The organism is Maritimimonas sp. 2405UD52-3, assembly GCF_056591715.1.
This window is the reverse complement of sequence record NZ_JBWQOL010000005.1, coordinates 1-20358: the sequence shown is the minus strand read 5'-3', so window position 1 is coordinate 20358 and position 20358 is coordinate 1. Positions and strand designations below refer to the sequence as shown.

The window sequence follows — 20358 nt, the reverse complement described above, 5'->3', positions numbered from 1 at the left end:
CGAATAAGATTATGACATTTACAGGTTGGTTACTATTTTTCTTAATCATTCAAGTAATTCACTTTTTAGGCACTTGGAAATTATATGTGCGTGCTGGTAGACAAGCATGGGAAGCTTTGATTCCCATTTACAATGCCATTGTTCTGATGCGGATTATAAATAGACCTTGGTGGTGGGTTATCTTATTGTTTATACCCATTATTAACTTGTTTATGTTTCCTGTTATATGGATAGAAACCATCAGAAGTTTTGGTTTTAACACTACGAAGGATAGTTTCTTAGTGGTCTTAACACTTGGTTTCTATATATATTATGTCAATTATTTTACAGATGCACCTTATATTGAAGACAGAAGCTTAAAACCCAGGACCGAATTAGGAGAGTGGGTTAGTTCTATTGTTTTTGCTATCATCGCAGCTACACTAGTGCATACTTATTTTATGCAACCCTATATTATTCCTTCTTCATCTTTAGAGAAATCGTTATTGATTGGTGATTTTTTATTTGTGAGTAAGTTCCATCATGGGGCACGTGTTCCTATGACCACAGTAGCAGCACCCATGGTGCATGATACTATTCCTTTGATAAAGTCAAAGTCTTATATGTTTGATGATAAAAAGGAAAATAAAAATAGTTCCTTATTAAACAAGTTGCAATTGCCCTATTTGCGACTTCCTGGATTTCAAAAGATTGAACGCAATAATATTGTAGTATTTAATCAGCCGGCTGATACCCTACTTGATATGAATGATTTTCATCCTGATAGGAACTACTACAAACCTATAGATAAGAAAACGAATCTTGTAAAACGATGTACAGGTATAGCTGGTGACTCTTTAGAAATAAGAGATGGTTATGTTTATATTAATGGTAAACGAACTGAATTGCCAGACAGAGCCAAAACACAATATAATTTTATTGTTGATACTGATGGGCAGGCTATCAACCCCAACACATTAGTAAATAGATATGGAGCTAGAGAAGGAGGGAGGATGCAAGACGGTAATTACTTTTTGACCTTAACAGATCAAGAAGCTGCTTTGATTGCTAAAAACCCCCTTGTAAAAAGTGTGACCAAAAATTTAGAAGCTAAAGGAGTGCCAAGAGATGTCTTTCCTCATGTACCGTCATTAGGATGGAATGGCGACAATTTTGGTCCTCTTTTTATCCCTAAAAAGGGAGTAACTGTTAAATTAACCAAAGAAACACTCCCATTTTATAAACGTGTGATTTCAGAATATGAAAACAATAATCTCATAGTCAATGGAGATGAAATTATGATTAATGGAGAGTTTACTGATGAATATACCTTTAAACAAGATTACTATTGGATGATGGGTGACAATCGTCAAAATTCGCTGGATTCACGTGCCTGGGGATTTGTACCTTTTGATCATGTGGTTGGTAAACCAGTATTTATATGGATGAGCTGGAATAAAGATGGTAAAGGTTTTAATAAAATACGGTGGGATCGTGTATTTACCACTGTTGGTGGTGAAGGAAAACGGGTATCTTATTTACCTTATTTCTTAGGTGCTCTGGTATTATGGTTTGGTTATGATTTTTATAGGAAACGAAAGAAAGCTAATAGTTAAGTTTAATCGTTTATTTGTAAAGCCGTTTTAACGGTTCAGCAAATCATCAAATTAACGGTGTTATTCTACCCTACATACTTTTCTCCAATTTCGCAGTATGTTGCGATTTCAAAAGCTCAAAAAGTTGTTTTTGAAGTAGCAGACAATTTCCAAAAGCAAACCTATAGGAATCGCTGCTATATTTATGGAGCCAACGGCAAGCAATTACTAAATATTCCTGTTTTAAAATCAAATAGTAAACAGGCTTCCAAAGATGTACAAATTGATCACAGTGAAAACTGGAAACAGCAACATTTAAAGTCAATCGCTTCAGCTTATAATTCATCTCCATTTTATGAATTTTTTGATAGAGAGCTTGAAGTATTATTTAATGCCAAGGAAAAGTACTTGCTTGATTTTAATTTTAAATGTCATGAATTCATAGCAGAACAAGTACAACTGGAGGTTAAAGATTATCAAAAAACCACACAATTTGTAAAGGAATATGAAGTAGGAAAGGATTATCGTTTGTTAGTAGATGCCAAAGCCAAACAAGACTTCAATTTTGAACCCTATTACCAGGTGTTTTCAGATAAACATGGATTTATAGAAAACCTAAGTATTTTGGATTTACTCTTCATGGAGGGCGGAAATACCTTAAATTATCTGGAAAGTCAATCCCTTAATTTTTAATGGAAATTGTACGATTTAGCGTTCATTACGGGCTACATTTTCTGTTCCCGGGAGTATTAGCTTACCTTTTCTTTAGAGATCAGTGGAAAAAAGCATGGCTCATTATGCTGGCAACCATGTTCATTGATTTAGATCATTTATTAGCAACGCCCATTTTTGATCCTAACAGATGCAGTATTAATTTTCATCCACTACATTCGTATTATGCTTTACTTATTTATATGATTCTTTTTAGTATAAAGAAAACAAGAATTATTGGTTTAGGCTTGCTGTTACATTTGCTAACGGATTCAATTGATTGTTTATTTATCTAGGTTGTCATTTTACGTCATTGCGAGGTACGAAGCAATCTTTTAATTTAGAACAATTAATTAACAGATTACTTCACTTCGTTCGTATGACGTGTTGATCTATTTTTTTACCGGAATAGGAGGAGGGCCTTCAGGCACAATAGCCTTATACACAGTATCTCCTTTGCGTAGTTTGTATTCTGCTTTTACTTTTTCTACCAGTTTTGGGTTTTCAAATAAATCTGCCATGGTCATGGCCATTGCCTTTGAGGCATAGACCATTCCTTTATGACCAATACTCATACCACCACAAGCCACAACTGCCCAAGAATGCCAGGGTGTATCTTTAGGGGCTGTAGTTACAGACAAATTAATGTTGGGTACATTCCAGCTTACATCACCAACATCTGTAGAGCCACCACCCGGATGTTCTTTGGTAGCTTCTAAGGGTTTAATGTCACTATCCATACCCACTTGCGGTTTACCTGTTACTTCCTGTATCTTTTTTCCAAAAGCAGTTTCTTCATCGGTATAATTGATGGGACCTAACAATTCCAGATTTTCTTGCATGATTTCACCACCTGCTCGGTTCACAAGTACCTCATAGATACCCGAGATCAAAGAGATCTTATAATCAACATTTGCCATAATAGCAGCGCCTTCAGCCATTTTCTGTACACGTTCATAGACAGGCATCATGCCTTCACGTTTTGTATCACGTACACGCACCCATATTTTTGAATAGTCAGGCACTACATTTACTACTTGTCCACCATCTTGAATATGATAATGAATACGCACTGTTGGTTTTACATGTTCTCTATAGTAATTGATTCCTGTAGTATACAATTCTAAGGCATCAGAAGCACTTCTACCGTTCCAGGGGTCAGCAGAAGCATGTGCTGCCTGCCCGAAAAACTCCACTTTAAAGTCTACCAATGCTAAGGAACTTTGTACATCAGCTTCAATGGATGCACTGGGGTGCCAGCTGATGTTTACGTCTACATCATTCCATAGCCCATCACGTACCATCCATATTTTACCAAAGAATTTCTCTTCAGAAGGGGTGCCAAAGAATTTTATGGTACCTTTTAGCTTGCCTTGTTCTATTAATTCTTTAATAGCGATTGCAGCACCTAAACTTCCGGCGCCAAAAAGATTATGGCCGCAACCGTGCCCGCCTGCGCCTTCCTCTAGAGGTTGCTTGGTAGGCTCCGCTTTTTGAGAAATGCCCGGTAGGGCATCAAACTCTCCTAAAACAGAAATGACAGGTTTGCCCGAGCCATAGGTGGCTACAAAAGCAGTTGGCATATCAGCAACTCCGCGTTCAACGGTAAATCCGTTTTGCTCAGCATAATCTGCTAATAATTTTGCAGATTCATATTCTTCAAAGGCGGTTTCTGCCTTGGCCCAAATCTCATCAGATAATTTGATGAGGTTTTCTTTGTGCTTTTCAACGGAAGCTTGAATGGTAGCCTTATTTTTGGTTAGTTTCTTTTTCTTTTGTGGAAAGCAATAGCAACATAGAACTAGTGTAATCAGAAGTAAAAGTCTGGTTTTCATTGTATTTGAATTTTGAGAAGACTAAAAATACAAAAGATAATTGAATGCTACTATTAATAGAGAATGTCTAAGCTTCGCTTATCGGTTTTGTGAATGATTAGTTGAAGAAAAGGACGCGAGTCATTTCCCGACATACCCGAAAGATAGTTAATAAGTTTGAATTTTCGTGTAGGACATTCAGCAACAATTAATTATACATGTTGTTGACAGTGGTTTTTTCTTCTATTCCTAAATTTTCAATAGCCTTATATAACTATATTTTTTTTGAGAAAATTATATTGTCATACTCTTTACCTGTAACAACAAAATTTAATTTTCCAACTGTTTTAAACTCATTTCTTTCGTAGAATCTTATGGCTCTTTTGTTTTTAATGTAAACTGTTAGCCACATGGTGTTTAATTGTAATTTTCTAGCTTGGTCTTCTACAAAAGTTAGTAACTGCTGTCCGATTTTTAAAGGGATAAATTCGTTTAGGATAAAGATTCGTTCTAATTGGCAACTATTAGGCGATGTAACATTTTTGTTAAATGTATTAAGGACTAATTTCGCGTAACCAGCAGGCAAATTATCTGCATAAATAATATAAAACAGTTGGTTGGGATCGTTTATATTTTGCTTTGTTCGCGAAACAGAAAAATTCTTCTCAAGATATAGTAATACTTCATTTTTATCTTCAATATACGGACCATGAGATTCTGACCAAGTTAATCGACCCAACAATGCTAAAACCTCAACATCTTCTTTAGTAGCTAATTTTATTTTAACCATTACTATTATTTTTTATTCTTAATCTTCTTATGTGATATCCATGTAGTAATACGGCAATAGTACATCCTACAATTATTGGCGTTGCACTAATCAATACTCCATATAAAATGTAAATTATATTAGCGATAAGTGAGACTAACCTTAATTTATACTCACCTTTTGTAGACATAGAATATAAGTTTATGACTAAACCTCCATAACCAATACAATCAATCAAAAATGGACTCATGATTTATCTTTTTTATGTTATACTATTGAACTGTATGCTTAACTGTGTAAATTCAACAATACAAATGTATAAAGCATTTTGTCTATAATACCTTATAATCGAATTAATAAATGTATTTTTACATTTGATTATGTTTAATATTTATTAAAAATTTTTTGATTACAAATGGATGTATTAGATAAAAAGATACTAGAAATGCTAAAAATTAATGCCAGAGAAAGCTTTGCTAATATTGGAAAAGAAGTTGGTTTGTCTGCTCCCGCTATTGGCAAACGAGTTAGACAAATGGAAGAAGAAGGAATAATAGAAGGCTATGTATTAAGGGTAAATCATGAAAAATTAGGTATAGAGACTAAAGCGTATATAACATTAGTAATGCATCAAGGACTTACAGGAACATCAGATGTTTTAGACAAAATTCGTGAGATGGAAGAAGTACAAAGCTGTGATAGAATTACTGGAGATGACTGTATTTGTGTTTTAGGTTATTTTAGAAATAATAGGCACCTTATTGCTTTTCTAGAGAAAATGTCTCAATATGGATCAACCAAAACAAGTATAATTTTAGAAGTGTAATTTATTTCTTTGAAAGGTTCTGCAAATAGATGCATTCCACCATTTATTTATCTGTAGGAGATAATATAACTACAAACTATAAAGATTCTAATTCGGTTTAATGAACTATATCGGTCGATACAGAAACGAGTCCAGCACGGGTAAGCGAAGTTCGTAGAAATAAAATTAAGAATCAAATTATTCTTTGAATGCTTTCTTTAATAGAGGTAAGAATAAATTGTCAGCTAATAATTATTTTTTTACTGTAATTGCGATTACTCTTATTGATATTATAGATATAAACCCCTGAAGTTAACCTTGGGAATTTATCCGTAATACTAATATCATGTTGACCTGGCTGTAAGACATCACTATAGAGCATTCCTGTTTTTTGTCCCAACACATTATATAAGGAGACTTCGTAGCTATCCTCAAAATTATTATTGATCCTAATGCTCACACCGCCTTCATCATGATAGATTGCTGTATGATCAAAATTTTCACGTACTATATAGTCATGATTAGTTACAGAGCTAGAACAGCTAAAACCAAAATCTAAAGGCGTATAAGGCCTGGGTATGGATTGATTGATAATACTTGGGTCTATACATAGCCATTCTTGCATGACCGTACCATAGACGTTGATGTAGTCTTGTGTGTATCTTAAATTGCCTCCACGGGTTAGACTTGACATACTTGGGTGGTCTCCTATAAAGCCGCTACCGTTTAATGACGGCCCAAATAATAGCATAGGGGCCGCTGTACCATGATCGGTGCCATTAGAACCATTCTCGCGAACACGTCTACCAAATTCTGAAAATGTCATAGTTAATACATCATTGTCCCTTCCGCTTGGTTCTAAATCGCGATAAAAGGCCATGATAGATTGTGAAATATTGGTCAACAGTTCCTGGTGTCTTTCAGGCTGATTGGCATGTGTGTCAAATCCGTTAAGGTTAACCATATACACACTGGTACCCATGCCTGCTTTGACGGTCTTAGAAATAATGGCTAGTGATCTTCCTAAATTGGTGTCAGGAAATTCAACAACATTGGTTTGTGAGTCTGCCGCCTCTTTAATTACTTCTGAATATTTTAATGTGGCATTTAATACACCACGTACAAATCTAAGTTGGGAGCCTCTTGTACAGTCCGGTACATCTGCAACATTAAATAATGTGCCGTCTGAAGTAATACGCTCTAATTGACGTGTATTTGCAATGGTAAATGCAAAATTACTTTCTGTACCCGTAAAAATAATATCACCTACACCACCAATCTGTACTGCAGGAGGTGCTTCTGGTAAATTCAATAAATAATCTGGGTATACATTTTCAAAATGACGTCCATAAACCCCCGTCTCAACCAATTCATCATCAGTTCCTCTAGACATATTATCTGTTCCCGTAAAGTGTGATAGATTTTGATCTTCATAACCGGTGCCATGCACGACTTTCATACAACCACCTTCCCAGATAGGTTCCATATAATCCTGCAAATAGCTGGGAACACCAAAATCTTCTGATAATTTGTAGATGCCAGCAAGATCATGACGTAATGTAGGTCTGTAATTTGCATATCTATCATAGTCGTAAATAGGAACAATAGTGTTTAATCCGTCATTGCCGCCTTGTAACCGTACAATTAATAATACTCTTCCTGATGCATTACTTTTTAGTGCGTTTGATAACGGTGTTTCTTGTCCAAATGCCATTGGAATACCACTCATCATTAATGTAGCACCAACCCCACCTAAACCTAATGTTTGTAGAAAGGAACGTCGGTTCCATTTATCGTGGTCTTCGGTATTGCAGCTAGTATGTAAATTGTTTGTAGTACACATATTATTTAATTTGATAGTCAGGTAGGGAAACGATATATTCTATAAGGTCACGAACTTGCAAGGGGACACCTTCAAAATTTAATGACCAGATGTTTTCTTCAAAATAATTGGAGGGTACTCTACTTTTAAAAATGTCAATACCGGTCTCAAAATCATCAAGCGTATAAGGTATTTCAACCATTAAGGCTTCAAAGACTTCTTTTGCAACCACATCGGCATCGTTACTATCACCAGAGACATCTCTGGCAAACTGCCTGAACTGCTCTTCATTTTGCTCCCAAGCCCAATAAAGTACATCTTTACATAGATACGCACCTCTAAACGTAATTGTACCTGAGTTGATCCAATTTCTATCTCCAGGCCATCCAAATACGGTAGGTGGGTTCAAAATATGTTGATCAAAAGCACCCGCAACGTTCTTAATTGATTCTTTATTCATATCATAACTACCAAAATCAAATCCAGTTGTCACAATAAACTGTACGATCAAATCTAGAGGACTTTTAATAATGGTATTTCTCGCTTTTTCGTCAAAAAAGTGCTCACTTTTAAATAATGCTTTTAATACCGGTGCGATTTCAAAATTATTGGTAATAAAAAGATCTCCCAAGGGGTTTATAATTGATGATCGTATAACGTCATCTACCTCAGGACTTACAAAATTGACATATATCTTTTCGCAGATATATCTTGCAATTAGTTGTGTTTTTTGCTGAAATACAATGTCTATAACATCTGTATATCCCCAATTACCTGTTTGATTGAAAATGGTTTTGTCAGTTGTATCAAAGGTTTCTTCATTAAAAATAATGGTTGAATTATCCCCGTTAGCATATTCATTATAGCCGGTTAAAGCTCTTGAAGTTTCTACAATGTCGTCTTCTGTATAGCCATTGCCTTCTCCTAACGTAAATAGTTCATATAATTCTCTGGCATAGTTCTCATTAGGGCTTCCAGCAGTATTTTCAAATCCGTTTAGAAATTTTAGCATGGCACCATCTAATCCCATTTCACTCACAAAATCTTTAAAATTATCTGTACAATTTCTTTGTAGTACTTGGCAATATCTGAATGCATACCCTGCAAATCCATATTCATTAGCTCTTGTTACAAAGTGATTGTGCCAGAATAACATTAATCTGCCTCTAACACCATTTTCTAAAAGTTCATTAATAAACATGTATTGCGTTTCCTCAACCAACAACTCATTTTCATCTTCACTGTAGGTGTAACCATTGGCGGCGTAGTCCGCCGGATCAAGAGGTGCCCAAGCTGGTTCTGTTGTGGGTGGAAGTAAAGGAATACTATCGATCAATTGATCTATATAATTACTTGGAGATTGCGATAGGGCATTCGCCATTTGGTCTATGGATATACCAAACCCTATGCGATTGTGTAGGTGTCTTATTTTTTGATTATCCCAAGGGTTATCTACACTTGGAACAAAAATATCTAGAGGGGAGGTGTTACATGATAGCATTGTATTGATCATATAGTTACCTTTTTAACTTAGTAATAACGGGTAAATTGACCTAAATAGTATAAGCTTAGTATAATTTAATCTGTTGTACATTTTAAATTAATATTAAGACCAAAGCCGTCAGTTCGAGTTTTTTCCTTGGAAAAAGTATCGAGAACAAGGTTTTGTCTGCTCTAAAATTCTATTCTCGATATAATTTTTCTTCATCTTATTCATAAAAATCAGCCGAATTGACGAATTTTTATCAAAATCCGTAAGGGGTTAATTCTAAAATATTAGTACACTATCGATTTTTCCTTGAGGAAATAGTTTACAGAGAAGCCAAAGGTTTTATGCTTCCAGGTATCTCCTTCGGTATTGATAATATTTGACAAGCTGTTATAATAATTGAGCCTAATTTTCACTCTTTTTTTTATTAGAACTCCAACACCTGCGTTTGCACCAGTGCCCAATCTTTTTACATCACCATCACTTCCAATGTCTAAACGTACGGTTTCTGTATCATTCTCAAAAGTAGCTTTGCTATTATATCCGATGTTAATACCGGCATCTACAAAAAATTGAAAATTCCGATTATTATAGTTTAAATAGTATCCTAAATTTATAGGAATTTCAACAGCGTCTAATCGCCATTTCTCATTTGTGGTATTGATTCCTCTTATATTGATGGCCTTAAATGTTCTTCGGTTAAAACCAACCCCTAATCGAATATAAAATGTGTCTGAGAGATCTCGCTCTGCTACATAACCTATAGAAAATCCATAAGCACTTCCTGAGTCTTCAGATTCATTTAATTCGAAATTGGCACTGGTTAAATTTGCTCCCACATCTACACCATGATAGAACTGACTATAACCTTTAAAGGATAAAAGGAATAATAATATGGAAAATAGCAGATGATTTAAGTTGTTGATTTTTACTCCCATATAGGATATTTTGAATACAATCATTTTTAATTTTCAATAGTAGGGGAGTGCTACTTTTATTTATTCTTGGAAATCACCAGATTGCCAATCTTTGATAGTTTGAATTTCAGCGGCACTGAGTTCACTATTACCGGGGGGCATAGATCCATCTTCAACTCTGCCAATCAAATTTCTATTTTCAATAGCCTCTTTAACTGTTTCAAGTGTGGTTAAAGACATAGGTGCTCCATTGATGGGAGTTTCTGCATGGCAACTGGTACAATAATTATCCATGATCGTTTTAACGCTGTTTGTATACGTTACTTGGGCTGGTGGTGTTTCTACAGGGTCACTGTCGTCTGAAGAACAGGCACAAAAAATAAATAGGAGAGAGATACTACAAATAATTGCTTTTCTCATAAGATGCACTTTTGTATAGCATAAACGTTATATAAGGAAAAATATTTTTGACGCTTAATAATGACGGTTCAATTATGCGTTATGAGATTTTATAAAAGAGCTTCTTTAAGGATCGTAACAGGATGTTTAGCCATACGTTTGGTACCATCATAGATTTGATGTCTACAGCTCGTTCCTTACTTAAGTCACCAAAACAGAGCTTTAATATATGACTGCTAATAAATAGAGCGACTAGAAGTAAAAGTTTGGTTTTCATTGTAATTGTATTTTAAAAATACGAGTAGTGAAAATATAAGTAAGAATTGAGACTTGTAAGGCTAATATAACACTTTGACTATTAACTATATGAGTAAAATTTGTAACTTTAATGCAAATAGCTCTTGTATTGAAATTTTTATTAAAAATATTATTCACCTCTATTTTAATCTTCTGTAGTTGTCAATTAAGGGCAAACAATTTGATTATTGCACCGAGTGTAATAGAGATTAAAATATTAAGTGATAAATCTGCATGGAAAAAAGCGCAAAAAGAGAATACAATTGAAAGCTATATGGTCTACCTTAAAAGATACCCAAATGGGAAATATACTAAAATAGCTAAAGAGAGAATTAAGAATTTAGAATACAAAAAAATTGAAACATCTACCTCCATTGAGAAGCTGCAAAAATTTACTAGCAAATATTCAGGTGATGATTTAACTAAAAAAGTACTTATAAGAATAGATAGTTTGCAATTTCAAAAGGTATTACAAAAAAATACATTTGATGCTTATTTTGAATACTTAGATAATAACCAATTGAATAATTACTCAGTTAAAGTTTTTATAAGGGCATTGAAAAAGTACGACTCGATAAAATGCTTTACTAAAGAATGGGAATTTGCTAAGTCAAAAAATACAGTTAAAGCAATAGAATCTTTTCTAATTAAACACTTGTCTACACCATATATTTTTGAAGCTCGTAAAATAATGCAAGGTTTATACGTTCCAGAAGACTTGAAAAATTTTCGATCAAATCTCCCAAAATTTAAAGAACAAGAAATTACAAAATATAATAATAGCTTAAGTAAGAATAGAGATAAGAGAGATGATAGAACTCTTTATTTTAATGTAATAGGAGACGTCTATTCCATTCCAAATAATGAAAAACCATATTGGATTTTTAAAAATGAGAATATGGAATATATTAAGTTGACAGTTGATGGTTTTGAAAAAATGCCGGTTGATTATGAGTTATTAGCATTAAGATATGCAAAGCCAAGAGAATTGATAGTGGTTTTTATTCCAGAAGAATTATTAAATGACTCAGAAAAATTGGCTAAAAATAAAGAGTTTGGAAGAATTTCCTTAAAATATGCATGGAGATTTATTGGAAGAGATAAGATTTTAAAGTCTCACATAATTACAACTTTTAAGGCAGAAATTCTAAATAAAATTACTACCAAAATACCACACTACAATGTTTATAGAATCTTGGCAAAAAAAAATAAATATTCTATCAGAGAATTAGAAGTAAAATCTCAACCGGAATATTTAAGAAGCCTTAATGTAAAACTAAATGATAAGTTAGAAATTTTTTTAAATTCTAATAATGAATACATTATCCAAAAAGTTATAGATTCTATTTTTAGTTATGATATACCTTCTTTAGAAGAATCATTGACTACTTTTTCTTTAAAAAATCCAAAATATATTTTTAATTCTAGCATATCAAATTCTCTAGTTAAAAATGCTCTTTTAATAAAAATGATAAAGACTTTTGAAAATAAGGATTTACTTTTAAAAGCTACAGCTAATATTCGAGATAGAGATTTTTTAATTAATTTGATTGAATCTAATAATTCCCTACTTGGTGCAGTCGCTAAACTATCTGCGATAGCTGACTATTCATTTATTAAAAAACAATTACCAGATTATAAGGTAGAAATTTCTTGGAAAGAAGGAAACGCAACATATATTGGCGAACACAATGAGAAAATGAAAGCAACAGGAGAGTATATTGATTTAAAAATTAAAGAAGGTGACATAGTAATTGATAATACCACTTGGGGTGGATTTCCAGCACTTTTTGGGTATTATGGACATCTACCTAAAAAAAGTAATTTTCCTGCAAAGGCAAATGTTATTAGAATTCTTAACAAAATTTTTGATAATGTAGAGATTGATGACCTAGTCTTATCAGAAGTTTTTTCTAATCCTCTAGTTTATGAAATGAAGGCAGAAATTATAAAAAGAATAGATGATGATAAACTATTATACAATCTGTTCATAAGTGTTAATTCAATATATGATAAACAATCAATTATTCGCAAGGTCAAGAATGAAGAATTGTTAAAAAGTGCATATAATAATATAAAAGGGTTTAATGATGAAAAGTTAGAATGTTCTATCATAAGTAGAATTAAAGATGAAGAATTTTTTAAAAAATATTATGAAGAAAATAGAAAGTATCAATGTCATCATGGGATACAATACATTAATAGTGTTAGTTTTTTAGTGAAGATACTAAATAAAAATAAGGACTACATGTTGAAATATTATATTAGAAAGCGAATAAAAGAACTTAAAAAAAAATAGTAGTCTATTTATTAAATTTTCAGAGCTCTTTTTAAAACAGTTATTGGATGTTTTGCGATGTGTTGGGTACCATCAACTATTTGATGACGGCAACTTGTTCCAGAAGCAACCAACACTGTTGATTTATCAAGATTTCGAACTTTAGGAAATAAGGTATCTTCACCAACCTGCATACTTACTTTATAATGCTCTTTTTCGTAACCAAATGAACCTGCCATACCACAGCAACCAGTATTTAGGATTGTCGGAGAATAGTTTTTAGGTATATTGAGCAGTGTAAATGTAGCATGCATAGTGCTTAATGCTTTTTGATGGCAGTGTCCATGTATCTTGATACTTAGAGGCTTTTTTGTAAAAACATCTTTGGTGATATTTCCATTCTCAAATTCTTTAGAGATAAATTCCTCAATAGTAAAGGTGTAGTTTGCTATTTTTTGTGCTGATTTTTTATCATCAGCTAAACGTACATATTCATCTCTAAATGTTAAAATAGCAGAGGGCTCAATTCCTATTAGCGGAGTGTTTTTAGTAATAATACTCTTAAAAACCCCTATGTTATTGTTTGTTAATCTTTTAGCTTCGTTTAAAAAACCTTTTGAAATGGCGCTTCGCCCACTTTCTTTGTGGTCAATAATTTGAACTTGATATCCTAATTTTTCTAACAAAAAGATGGCATCCTTTCCAATGTCAACATCATAATAATTGGTGAATTCATCACAAAACAAATAAACCGTCTTTGTATTTTTTGAAGTAGGTTGTTTGCGATACCATTTTCTAAGGGTGCATGAGGCTAATTTAGGAATACTTCGCTCTTTGGCAACTCCCATAATGCTTTTGGCAATAGACGTGTTTAGAAAAGTATTGACCATTGTCGGAAGTTTGCTGCCTAGTTTATTATAAGCGGCATTATTGGCAAAGAGTTTGTTTCTGAATGAATAACCATTAGATTCTTGATATTGATATAAAAACTCAGCTTTTAATGCAGCTACATCAACATTGCTGGGACATTCACTTGCACAGGCTTTACAACTTAAGCATAGATCAAAGACCTCTTTTAGTTCTTTGTGGTTGAATTTATTGACCTTCTCAGAACTGGTTAAAAACTCGCGTAATGTGTTGGCCCTAGCTCTGGTAGTATCTTTTTCATTTTTTGTAGCTCTGTAGCTTGGACACATAGTACCACCTGCTTCAGGCGGTTTTCTACAATCACCTGAGCCATTACATTTTTCACTGAACCGTAAAATACCTTGATCTTGAGAAAAGTCTTGTAGTGTTTTAATTTCAGGTTCTTTTCTATTGACCTCATAGCGTAAATTTTTATCCATAGGAAACGCATCTACAATCTTTCCTTTATTGAAAATACAGTTTGGATCAAATGCATTTTTGATACGTTGTAAAAGCGCATAATTCTTTTCACCTATCATCATAGGAATGAATTCGGCTCTTACTATGCCATCACCATGTTCACCACTAAATGAACCTTGATACTTTTTAACCAATTGAGCAGTTTCGGTAGTAATTTTTCTGAATAGGTCAACATCTTCCCCCTTTTTTAAATTTAAAATAGGGCGGAGGTGAAGTTCACCGGCCCCTGCATGTGCATAATACACAGCTTCTTGATCAAATTTGGCCATTAGCTCTGAGAACTCTTCAATATAATTTGGTAATTCCTCTAGTGCTACTGCAGTATCTTCAATACAAGCAACTGCTTTTTTGTCACCAATCATATTTCCTAACAACCCCAGTCCTGCTTTTCGTAAATCCAGCGCTTTGTGAATATCCTCACCATATAACTTTGGATGATGATATCCGTACCCTTGTTCTTTTAAAGTATCAATAAGAGTGTTGGCTTTTTTTTCAACTTTTTCTAAAGTTTCAGCTTTAACCTCAAGCATCAAGATAGCCTGAGGATCTCCCTGTACGAAAAATCGATTCTTTGCCTGCTCTCGATTATTTTTGGTACAGTCTAAAATCACCTTGTCCATCAATTCACATGTGTATAAATGGTAGTTCATTGTCACTACTGTGGCTTTTAAGCTCTCATGAACACTCTCAAAATGTGATGCTACCATAATACTATAAGCAGGAGGAAGTTCTTCTAGTTGTAGAGTAACCTCGGTTGTAAAAGCTAAGGTTCCTTCACTTCCACAAAGTAATTTGGCTAAGTTGACTGTGGAGTTCGTACCGCCAAAAAGATCAAAATCTAATAGAGCATCGACTGCATACCCTGTATTTCTTCTATGAATAGATGATTTTGGAAACTGTGTCTTGATTTCTTCTTGAATCTGGCTTTGAGACAATTCATTATAAATTGATTTGTAAATACTGCCTTCAAGAGAAACTTCTTGCATTTTTTTTCGAAAATCCTCCAATGAGATTTCAGAAAAAGTTGCAACACTACCATCGCTTAAAATGGCATCTATAGCTAGTGTTTTGTCTCGAGTAACACCATATCGAATGGAAGTACTTCCGGAAGAATTATTACCAACCATACCACCTAGCATACATCTATTAGAGGTAGATGTATTAGGACCAAAAAACAACCCAAACGGTTCTAAAAAACGATTCAAATCATCACGAATGACTCCAGGTTCAACGGTTATGGTTTTATTAGCCTCATCAAAGTCTAGTATTTTAGTGAAATGTTTTGAAACATCTACCACAATACCATCGCCTACGCATTGCCCTGCTAAGGATGTGCCCGCAGCTCTGGGGATTAAAGTAGTTTGGTGTTTGTAAGCAAATGCGATGAGTCTTTTGATGTCTTCTTTATCCTTGGGATAGGCAACTGCTATAGGAATTTTTCTATAGACCGATGCATCAGTGGCATACATGCTTTTATGAAGATCGTCAAAGAAAAGTTCTCCTGATAATGAATTAGATAATTCAGCTAAGGGTATGTCATCCTGCTTTCTGAACATTTAGCTGACTTGTTCTCCGTTTTTGGCTGAGGCAGAAGTTTGCAGTAAAATGATTTCACCTTGCTCATTGGCTACACCTAATACCAAACACTCACTTTGAAAATTAGCAATCTGTTTTGGTTTAAAATTAACAATAGCTGTTACTTGCTTGTTCAGTAAAACTTCTTTTGAGTAAAGGTCAGTAATCTGTGCACTGGATTGTTTTATACCCAAATCGCCAAAATCAATTTTCAATTGATATGCAGGTTTTCTGGCTTTAGGAAAATCATTAACTTCTATAATCGTTCCTATACGAATATCGACTTTTGTAAAGTCTTCAAAAGAGATTTCATCTGCCATTTATTTTGTAATTTTATTGGATAAATCTACAAATAATATCGCAATGGCTAGAACTCCTTCAAACATGCTTCCGTTGGGTACTACTGCTCCGGGTTTTACTTTGTATGATACGGTTTCTGGAGAGGATCTTACGCTGTTTGAGTTACACGGTGATGTAGCTACAGTTATATTGTTTATCTGTAATCATTGTCCGTTTGTGTTACATGTTAATGAAGAATTAGTACGTGTAGCGAATGACTATAAAGATAAGAAAGTAGCGTTTGTTGCTATTTCTTCTAATGATGTCAAGAACTATCCTGATGATGCTCCGCATTTAATGCGGAAAAGAGCTCTGGAATTAGAGTACCCTTTTCCGTATTTATATGATGACTCTCAGGAAGTGGCACTTTCTTTTGATGCCGCTTGCACACCTGATATTTATGTGTTTGATAAAAATTTAAAACTTACATACAGAGGTCAATTAGATGATTCGCGCCCTGGTAATGGTATTCCTGTTACTGGAAAAGATTTACGTCATGCCTTGGATTGTTTGGTAGAAGGTAAAGAGAATACAGAAAAGCAGAAGCCAAGTATAGGTTGCAATATTAAATGGAAAGTGTAATTTTAGCAGTTAGCAGGAGTTATCTAGGTCTAATTATTTCCAACCTTTTCTGATCATTAAGTTTTGTATATGTGCGTAATGATGATTACAATGCCAAGCATAAATTCCAATATTCTCAGATAGCTTTACATCTTCATTCGTTTCAGGATGAATAAAGCTTTTCTGAAGCTCTTCAAAAGACAATCCTTTTAATAAATACACTAACTTGGCATGGGTACTTTTCAATGCATCAAGAGATAATTGTATAGGTCCTTCTTTAGTATCATGTAATTCTGCCCAGCGATCTTCAAAATAGGCTTTTATTAGTGGATTATCTTCTGTAAGTGCCCATTTGAATCGGGTATAGCTGTTGTGATGGCTATCAGCACAATGGTGCACCACCTGTCTGATGGTCCAACCACCTTCACGATAGGGCGTTTCAAGTTGTTTTTCAGTCAAATGAACTACTAATTCAGATAACTTTTCGGGAAATTCCTCTAATACTAAAATCCAATCACGAGTATGTTCTTGCGTAATTTGCTCAGGAATTTGAGTCTTACCGATTGGATATTTTAATTGCTCTATGTCCGTATTCAATGTTTTCGTTTAATAGCGTACAACACTTAAGGTGGCGACTTTACCGGTACTTATATTCCATGCTTGGGCTTTTACCAATTGCCCTTTATCATCATATACAAAGAATTGAGCGGTATTTGGCCCTACATAACCTTGATTTAATGCCTTGAAATCAATTCTATTATAACCTCTTTTCAGGGGAATCTCAATAAAAGATGAAATACCTTTCAAGGTAATATTGGCATCTACTACTTGTTCATTTAAATAAATTCGCACTCTATCACCATCTACCAAGCCATGATCTCTGAATTCAATACGAACAAATTTAGTAGAGCTTTCTATGCTTCCCAGATCAGCATGACTCGTTAATTTTGGATTGCTCGTATCTTGTCCGTTAAAGCTACGTTTTACAAGAACATCATCATCTAATTTTACTCTTGACATGAAGTTTTTACTTCCACCGCTCGTGCTACTGTTATTCGTATTTAAATTTAAGTAATAATCAAGGCTTTTTAATTCTAGAGGCTTGGGTTTATTTAAATCAAATAATGGACTAATTTTATCAGGAATGGCTATAGTAATACCATCAGCTCTCTTTCTGGAATCTAATATAGATTGAAAGCTAGATTTTTTAACATCCTTTTTTATAGTATCGTTTTGTGCTACAAGTACGTAGTTACTTGAAACCAAAAAAAAGAAAACTAAGATTACTTTGTATATAGAATTAGCAAGCATATTACCTAAAATATGTCGCAAATATAATGCCTAAATTACTTTTTGGTTGCGTCTTTTTTCTGTAGTTTTTTAATTTGATCTTTGGCTCTCCTATTTCCTGAATCTAATTCAATTGATTTTTGATAGTTTAAGACAGCATTTGTGGTATCTTTATTTCGTTGATAAGCTTCACCCAAGCTATCATATACATTAGAGCTTTTGGGATATAATTCGGTATTAATTTTAAAAAGATTGATTGCAGCTTGATAATCTTTTTCACGAATTTTATCATAACCCAAATGATTAATTCTGCGCTCGCGAACAATAGGATTTAAGGAGTCCTTAGTTTTAATGTTTTGATACCCTTCAAGTGCTTTGTCATAATTTCCTTCTGCTAACCATTGACTGGGAGTTTTATAACCCTTAGCAACTTTTGAATGCTCATATTTTATAAAACTATCTTTATCCTTAGGAACAAAAACCAAATACATTTTTTTATCTTGAGGATTGGTTAAAAACTGGATTTTAGAGTTCATTTCTTTAACAAAGAATGTATTATCTCCTGTTTTCATGGTTTTTATACCTTCTGCGCCACGCCAGTCTATTAGTATAGAGTTATTCTTAGTGTATACTTTGATAAGTTCATCTTCAGTGTATAAGTAGTTTCCTGAAATTTTTTTGATGAATTCTGGGTCATTAGATCCAGATTTACATGCTGCCAAAACGGTAAGCGTAAAAAGGACTGTAAAAAGAAATTTAATTCTCATCGAGATTTGGTTTTAAAATATGACGACGAAAAATAAGATACGTAACAAAATTATTAATTATTTATATAGGGTTTAAATCTATAGCTAAGCATAAATCCATGTGTGTTATTTAAAACAGAATTACCTAAAATTTGGTTATAACTATAAATAAATCTCAAGTTTTTTAGAGCAAATAAACCTACTAAAAAGTTTAGAGATGAGGTAGTTCTATAACCAATACCAAACTCAATTTTATTTTTATAATTGATAGAGGTGTTTAAGTCAGCTTGCAAAGGTGCGCCATTTTCATATTTAACCAATAAGCTTGGTTTTATGAGAATTTCTTCAAAAATTGAATTGTAAAATCGATATCCAGTGTAACCGTAATATGTGTTTTTTAAATTTACTTCATCACCTGAAGCTATATTTGCTATAAGATTTGGAGATGAAATTCCAATATAAAATTGCTCTTTATTCCACATGAATCCAGCACCAACAGATGGAATTATTGTCCTGATATTTTCATCAAAATTTTCATCATCAGTAATTTCCAATTCTAAAAGATCATCTTCATATAGTTGTAATCCTGCTGTTATACCAAATGAAATTACATTTGGTGTATAAACTTCCCAAGCAGGTCTATCTTTTTTTAGATCGAAGAAAATTTTATAAGCGTAAGCTCCTGAGATACTTGTGATAGATGTAACACCAATTTGATCTCTTAATATCACTCCTCCAATACCAACATTTTTAGAGTTAAGAGGTGAGTTTACTGTCAATGAAAAGTTTCTAGGACTTCCTTCAAACTGATTTAAAAATCCACTATTAGCTAATGTTATTTCTGTTGACTGGTCAAAACCAGCATAAGCAGAATTAATAATAAATGGATTATAATTATATTCAGAAAATACGGGTGTTTGTTGCCCTATAAGAAGGTTTGAGGATAAAAATATCAGCATTATCATTATCAAAACAAAGGATTTTATACGTTTCATCTTTAGCATATTATCTTCTTAAGACTAGAAATCCTTTTAGTTTTTTAATAGTATGGCTTCCATCTATTTCAATATTGAAAAAATAAGTGCCATTTGGTAATTCATCAGCGCCTAGATTAGTTAGTTTGTTTGCGTTTCCATTAAATACTTTTGAGGTATTATTATATCCAATTACTTCAAACACAACATTTCCCCAACGATTGTATATGGTAACTTTATTGTTTGGGTAGTTTTCAATACCAACTATTTTCCAAACTTCATTAATTCCATCTCCATTGGGAGAGAATCCGTATTTTGTTTCATCCTTTTCAAATAAGTCTGCGATGATTGTAAATGTTTCAGTAGTACATCCTGTGGCATCACCAGCTGTATTGTAAGAAGTGATAGTTACAGATACTGTCTCACCGTTATCGAAATCATTAGCAAAGTTGTAGGATGTGCTTGAAGTAATATCAAAGTTGGTTAGGTTGTTAGCGGTAGAAGAGCTCCCTGTGACTGTTAGTCTATATCCATCAGCATCAGTTACTGTATTCCAAGAGATATTGGTATCTACGGCAACATTAGTAGTTCCATCAGTAGGACTGCTTAGTA

The 20358-nt window shown here is 33.6% G+C and carries 19 protein-coding genes; 6 read left to right on the top strand and 13 right to left on the bottom strand.

Going from position 1 to position 20358, the window contains the following annotated elements; translation table 11 throughout:
* The first annotated feature begins 11 nt into the window (after positions 1 to 11).
* The 3 genes from lepB to AC1EU5_RS11975 are packed head-to-tail and all read left to right on the top strand — an operon-like array spanning position 12 to position 2581.
* A complete protein-coding gene (gene lepB / locus AC1EU5_RS11985) occupies positions 12 to 1595 on the top strand; it encodes a signal peptidase I (RefSeq protein WP_480192635.1) in 1584 nt (527 codons plus the stop codon).
* Between the two features lie 57 nt (positions 1596 to 1652).
* Complete coding sequence (locus AC1EU5_RS11980) at positions 1653 to 2267, top strand: WbqC family protein (protein ID WP_480192634.1); 615 nt, start codon at positions 1653 to 1655, stop codon at positions 2265 to 2267.
* The gene (locus AC1EU5_RS11975; RefSeq protein ID WP_480192633.1) at positions 2267 to 2581 is read left to right on the top strand and encodes a DUF6122 family protein; all 315 of its coding nucleotides are present in this window, start codon (positions 2267 to 2269) and stop codon (positions 2579 to 2581) included. The genes AC1EU5_RS11980 and AC1EU5_RS11975 overlap by 1 nt, the downstream gene beginning before the upstream one ends.
* Positions 2582 to 2677: 96 nt before the next feature.
* Here AC1EU5_RS11975 and AC1EU5_RS11970 read toward each other — a convergent pair whose 3' ends face one another.
* Entirely contained in the window at positions 2678 to 4120 is a 1443-nt protein-coding gene (locus AC1EU5_RS11970) for an amidohydrolase (RefSeq protein WP_480192632.1), read from the bottom strand.
* A gap of 253 nt (positions 4121 to 4373) precedes the next feature.
* Positions 4374 to 4889, bottom strand: coding sequence for a GNAT family N-acetyltransferase (locus AC1EU5_RS11965; RefSeq protein WP_480192631.1), 516 nt, complete (start codon positions 4887 to 4889; stop codon positions 4374 to 4376).
* A 394-nt stretch (positions 4890 to 5283) separates the two neighbouring features.
* Here AC1EU5_RS11965 and AC1EU5_RS11960 point away from each other — a divergent pair, with 394 nt between their 5' ends.
* Positions 5284 to 5694, top strand: coding sequence for an Lrp/AsnC family transcriptional regulator (locus tag AC1EU5_RS11960; RefSeq protein ID WP_480192630.1), 411 nt, complete (start codon positions 5284 to 5286; stop codon positions 5692 to 5694).
* Between the two features lie 220 nt (positions 5695 to 5914).
* On the opposite strand, the gene AC1EU5_RS11955 is transcribed toward AC1EU5_RS11960, so the two are convergent.
* The 4 genes from AC1EU5_RS11955 to AC1EU5_RS11940 form a co-directional block, all read right to left on the bottom strand.
* Complete coding sequence (locus AC1EU5_RS11955) at positions 5915 to 7516, bottom strand: DUF1501 domain-containing protein (protein WP_480192629.1); 1602 nt, start codon at positions 7514 to 7516, stop codon at positions 5915 to 5917.
* Position 7517: 1 nt separating this feature from the next.
* Positions 7518 to 9008 (bottom strand): DUF1800 domain-containing protein, encoded by a 1491-nt coding sequence (locus tag AC1EU5_RS11950; RefSeq protein WP_480192628.1) that lies wholly within the window; start codon positions 9006 to 9008, stop codon positions 7518 to 7520.
* Positions 9009 to 9271: 263 nt separating this feature from the next.
* On the bottom strand, positions 9272 to 9922 hold the full coding sequence (locus tag AC1EU5_RS11945) for a porin family protein (RefSeq protein WP_480192627.1): 651 nt from the start codon (positions 9920 to 9922) through the stop codon (positions 9272 to 9274).
* 60 nt (positions 9923 to 9982) lie between these two features.
* Positions 9983 to 10195 carry a c-type cytochrome gene (locus tag AC1EU5_RS11940; RefSeq protein WP_480192626.1) on the bottom strand — a complete coding sequence of 71 codons (213 nt, stop codon included), beginning with the start codon at positions 10193 to 10195 and terminating at the stop codon, positions 9983 to 9985.
* A gap of 493 nt (positions 10196 to 10688) precedes the next feature.
* On the opposite strand from AC1EU5_RS11940, the gene AC1EU5_RS11935 reads away from it, so the two are divergent.
* The gene (locus AC1EU5_RS11935) at positions 10689 to 12896 is read left to right on the top strand and encodes a hypothetical protein (protein WP_480192625.1); all 2208 of its coding nucleotides are present in this window, start codon (positions 10689 to 10691) and stop codon (positions 12894 to 12896) included.
* 11 nt (positions 12897 to 12907) lie between these two features.
* Here the strand turns inward: AC1EU5_RS11935 and AC1EU5_RS11930 are convergent, their stop codons facing one another.
* Both AC1EU5_RS11930 and AC1EU5_RS11925 read right to left on the bottom strand, forming a co-directional pair.
* Entirely contained in the window at positions 12908 to 15817 is a 2910-nt protein-coding gene (locus tag AC1EU5_RS11930; RefSeq protein ID WP_480192624.1) for an FAD-binding and (Fe-S)-binding domain-containing protein, read from the bottom strand.
* Positions 15818 to 16156: a tRNA-binding protein gene (locus tag AC1EU5_RS11925; protein WP_480192623.1), complete on the bottom strand. Its 339-nt coding sequence runs from the start codon at positions 16154 to 16156 to the stop codon at positions 15818 to 15820.
* 43 nt (positions 16157 to 16199) lie between these two features.
* On the opposite strand from AC1EU5_RS11925, the gene AC1EU5_RS11920 reads away from it, so the two are divergent.
* Positions 16200 to 16757 carry a thioredoxin family protein gene (locus tag AC1EU5_RS11920; protein WP_480192622.1) on the top strand — a complete coding sequence of 186 codons (558 nt, stop codon included), beginning with the start codon at positions 16200 to 16202 and terminating at the stop codon, positions 16755 to 16757.
* A gap of 33 nt (positions 16758 to 16790) precedes the next feature.
* On the opposite strand, the gene AC1EU5_RS11915 is transcribed toward AC1EU5_RS11920, so the two are convergent.
* From AC1EU5_RS11915 to AC1EU5_RS11895, 5 genes are all read right to left on the bottom strand, one after another.
* Positions 16791 to 17333, bottom strand: coding sequence for a YfiT family bacillithiol transferase (locus AC1EU5_RS11915; RefSeq protein WP_480192621.1), 543 nt, complete (start codon positions 17331 to 17333; stop codon positions 16791 to 16793).
* A gap of 9 nt (positions 17334 to 17342) precedes the next feature.
* Positions 17343 to 18047, bottom strand: coding sequence for a hypothetical protein (locus AC1EU5_RS11910; protein WP_480192620.1), 705 nt, complete (start codon positions 18045 to 18047; stop codon positions 17343 to 17345).
* A 35-nt stretch (positions 18048 to 18082) separates the two neighbouring features.
* The gene (locus AC1EU5_RS11905) at positions 18083 to 18793 is read right to left on the bottom strand and encodes a tetratricopeptide repeat protein (protein ID WP_480192619.1); all 711 of its coding nucleotides are present in this window, start codon (positions 18791 to 18793) and stop codon (positions 18083 to 18085) included.
* Positions 18794 to 18846: 53 nt separating this feature from the next.
* A complete protein-coding gene (locus AC1EU5_RS11900; RefSeq protein WP_480192618.1) occupies positions 18847 to 19767 on the bottom strand; it encodes a PorP/SprF family type IX secretion system membrane protein in 921 nt (306 codons plus the stop codon).
* A 10-nt stretch (positions 19768 to 19777) separates the two neighbouring features.
* Positions 19778 to 20358: T9SS type B sorting domain-containing protein (locus tag AC1EU5_RS11895; RefSeq protein WP_480192617.1), on the bottom strand; the 581-nt coding region annotated here is incomplete at its 5' end.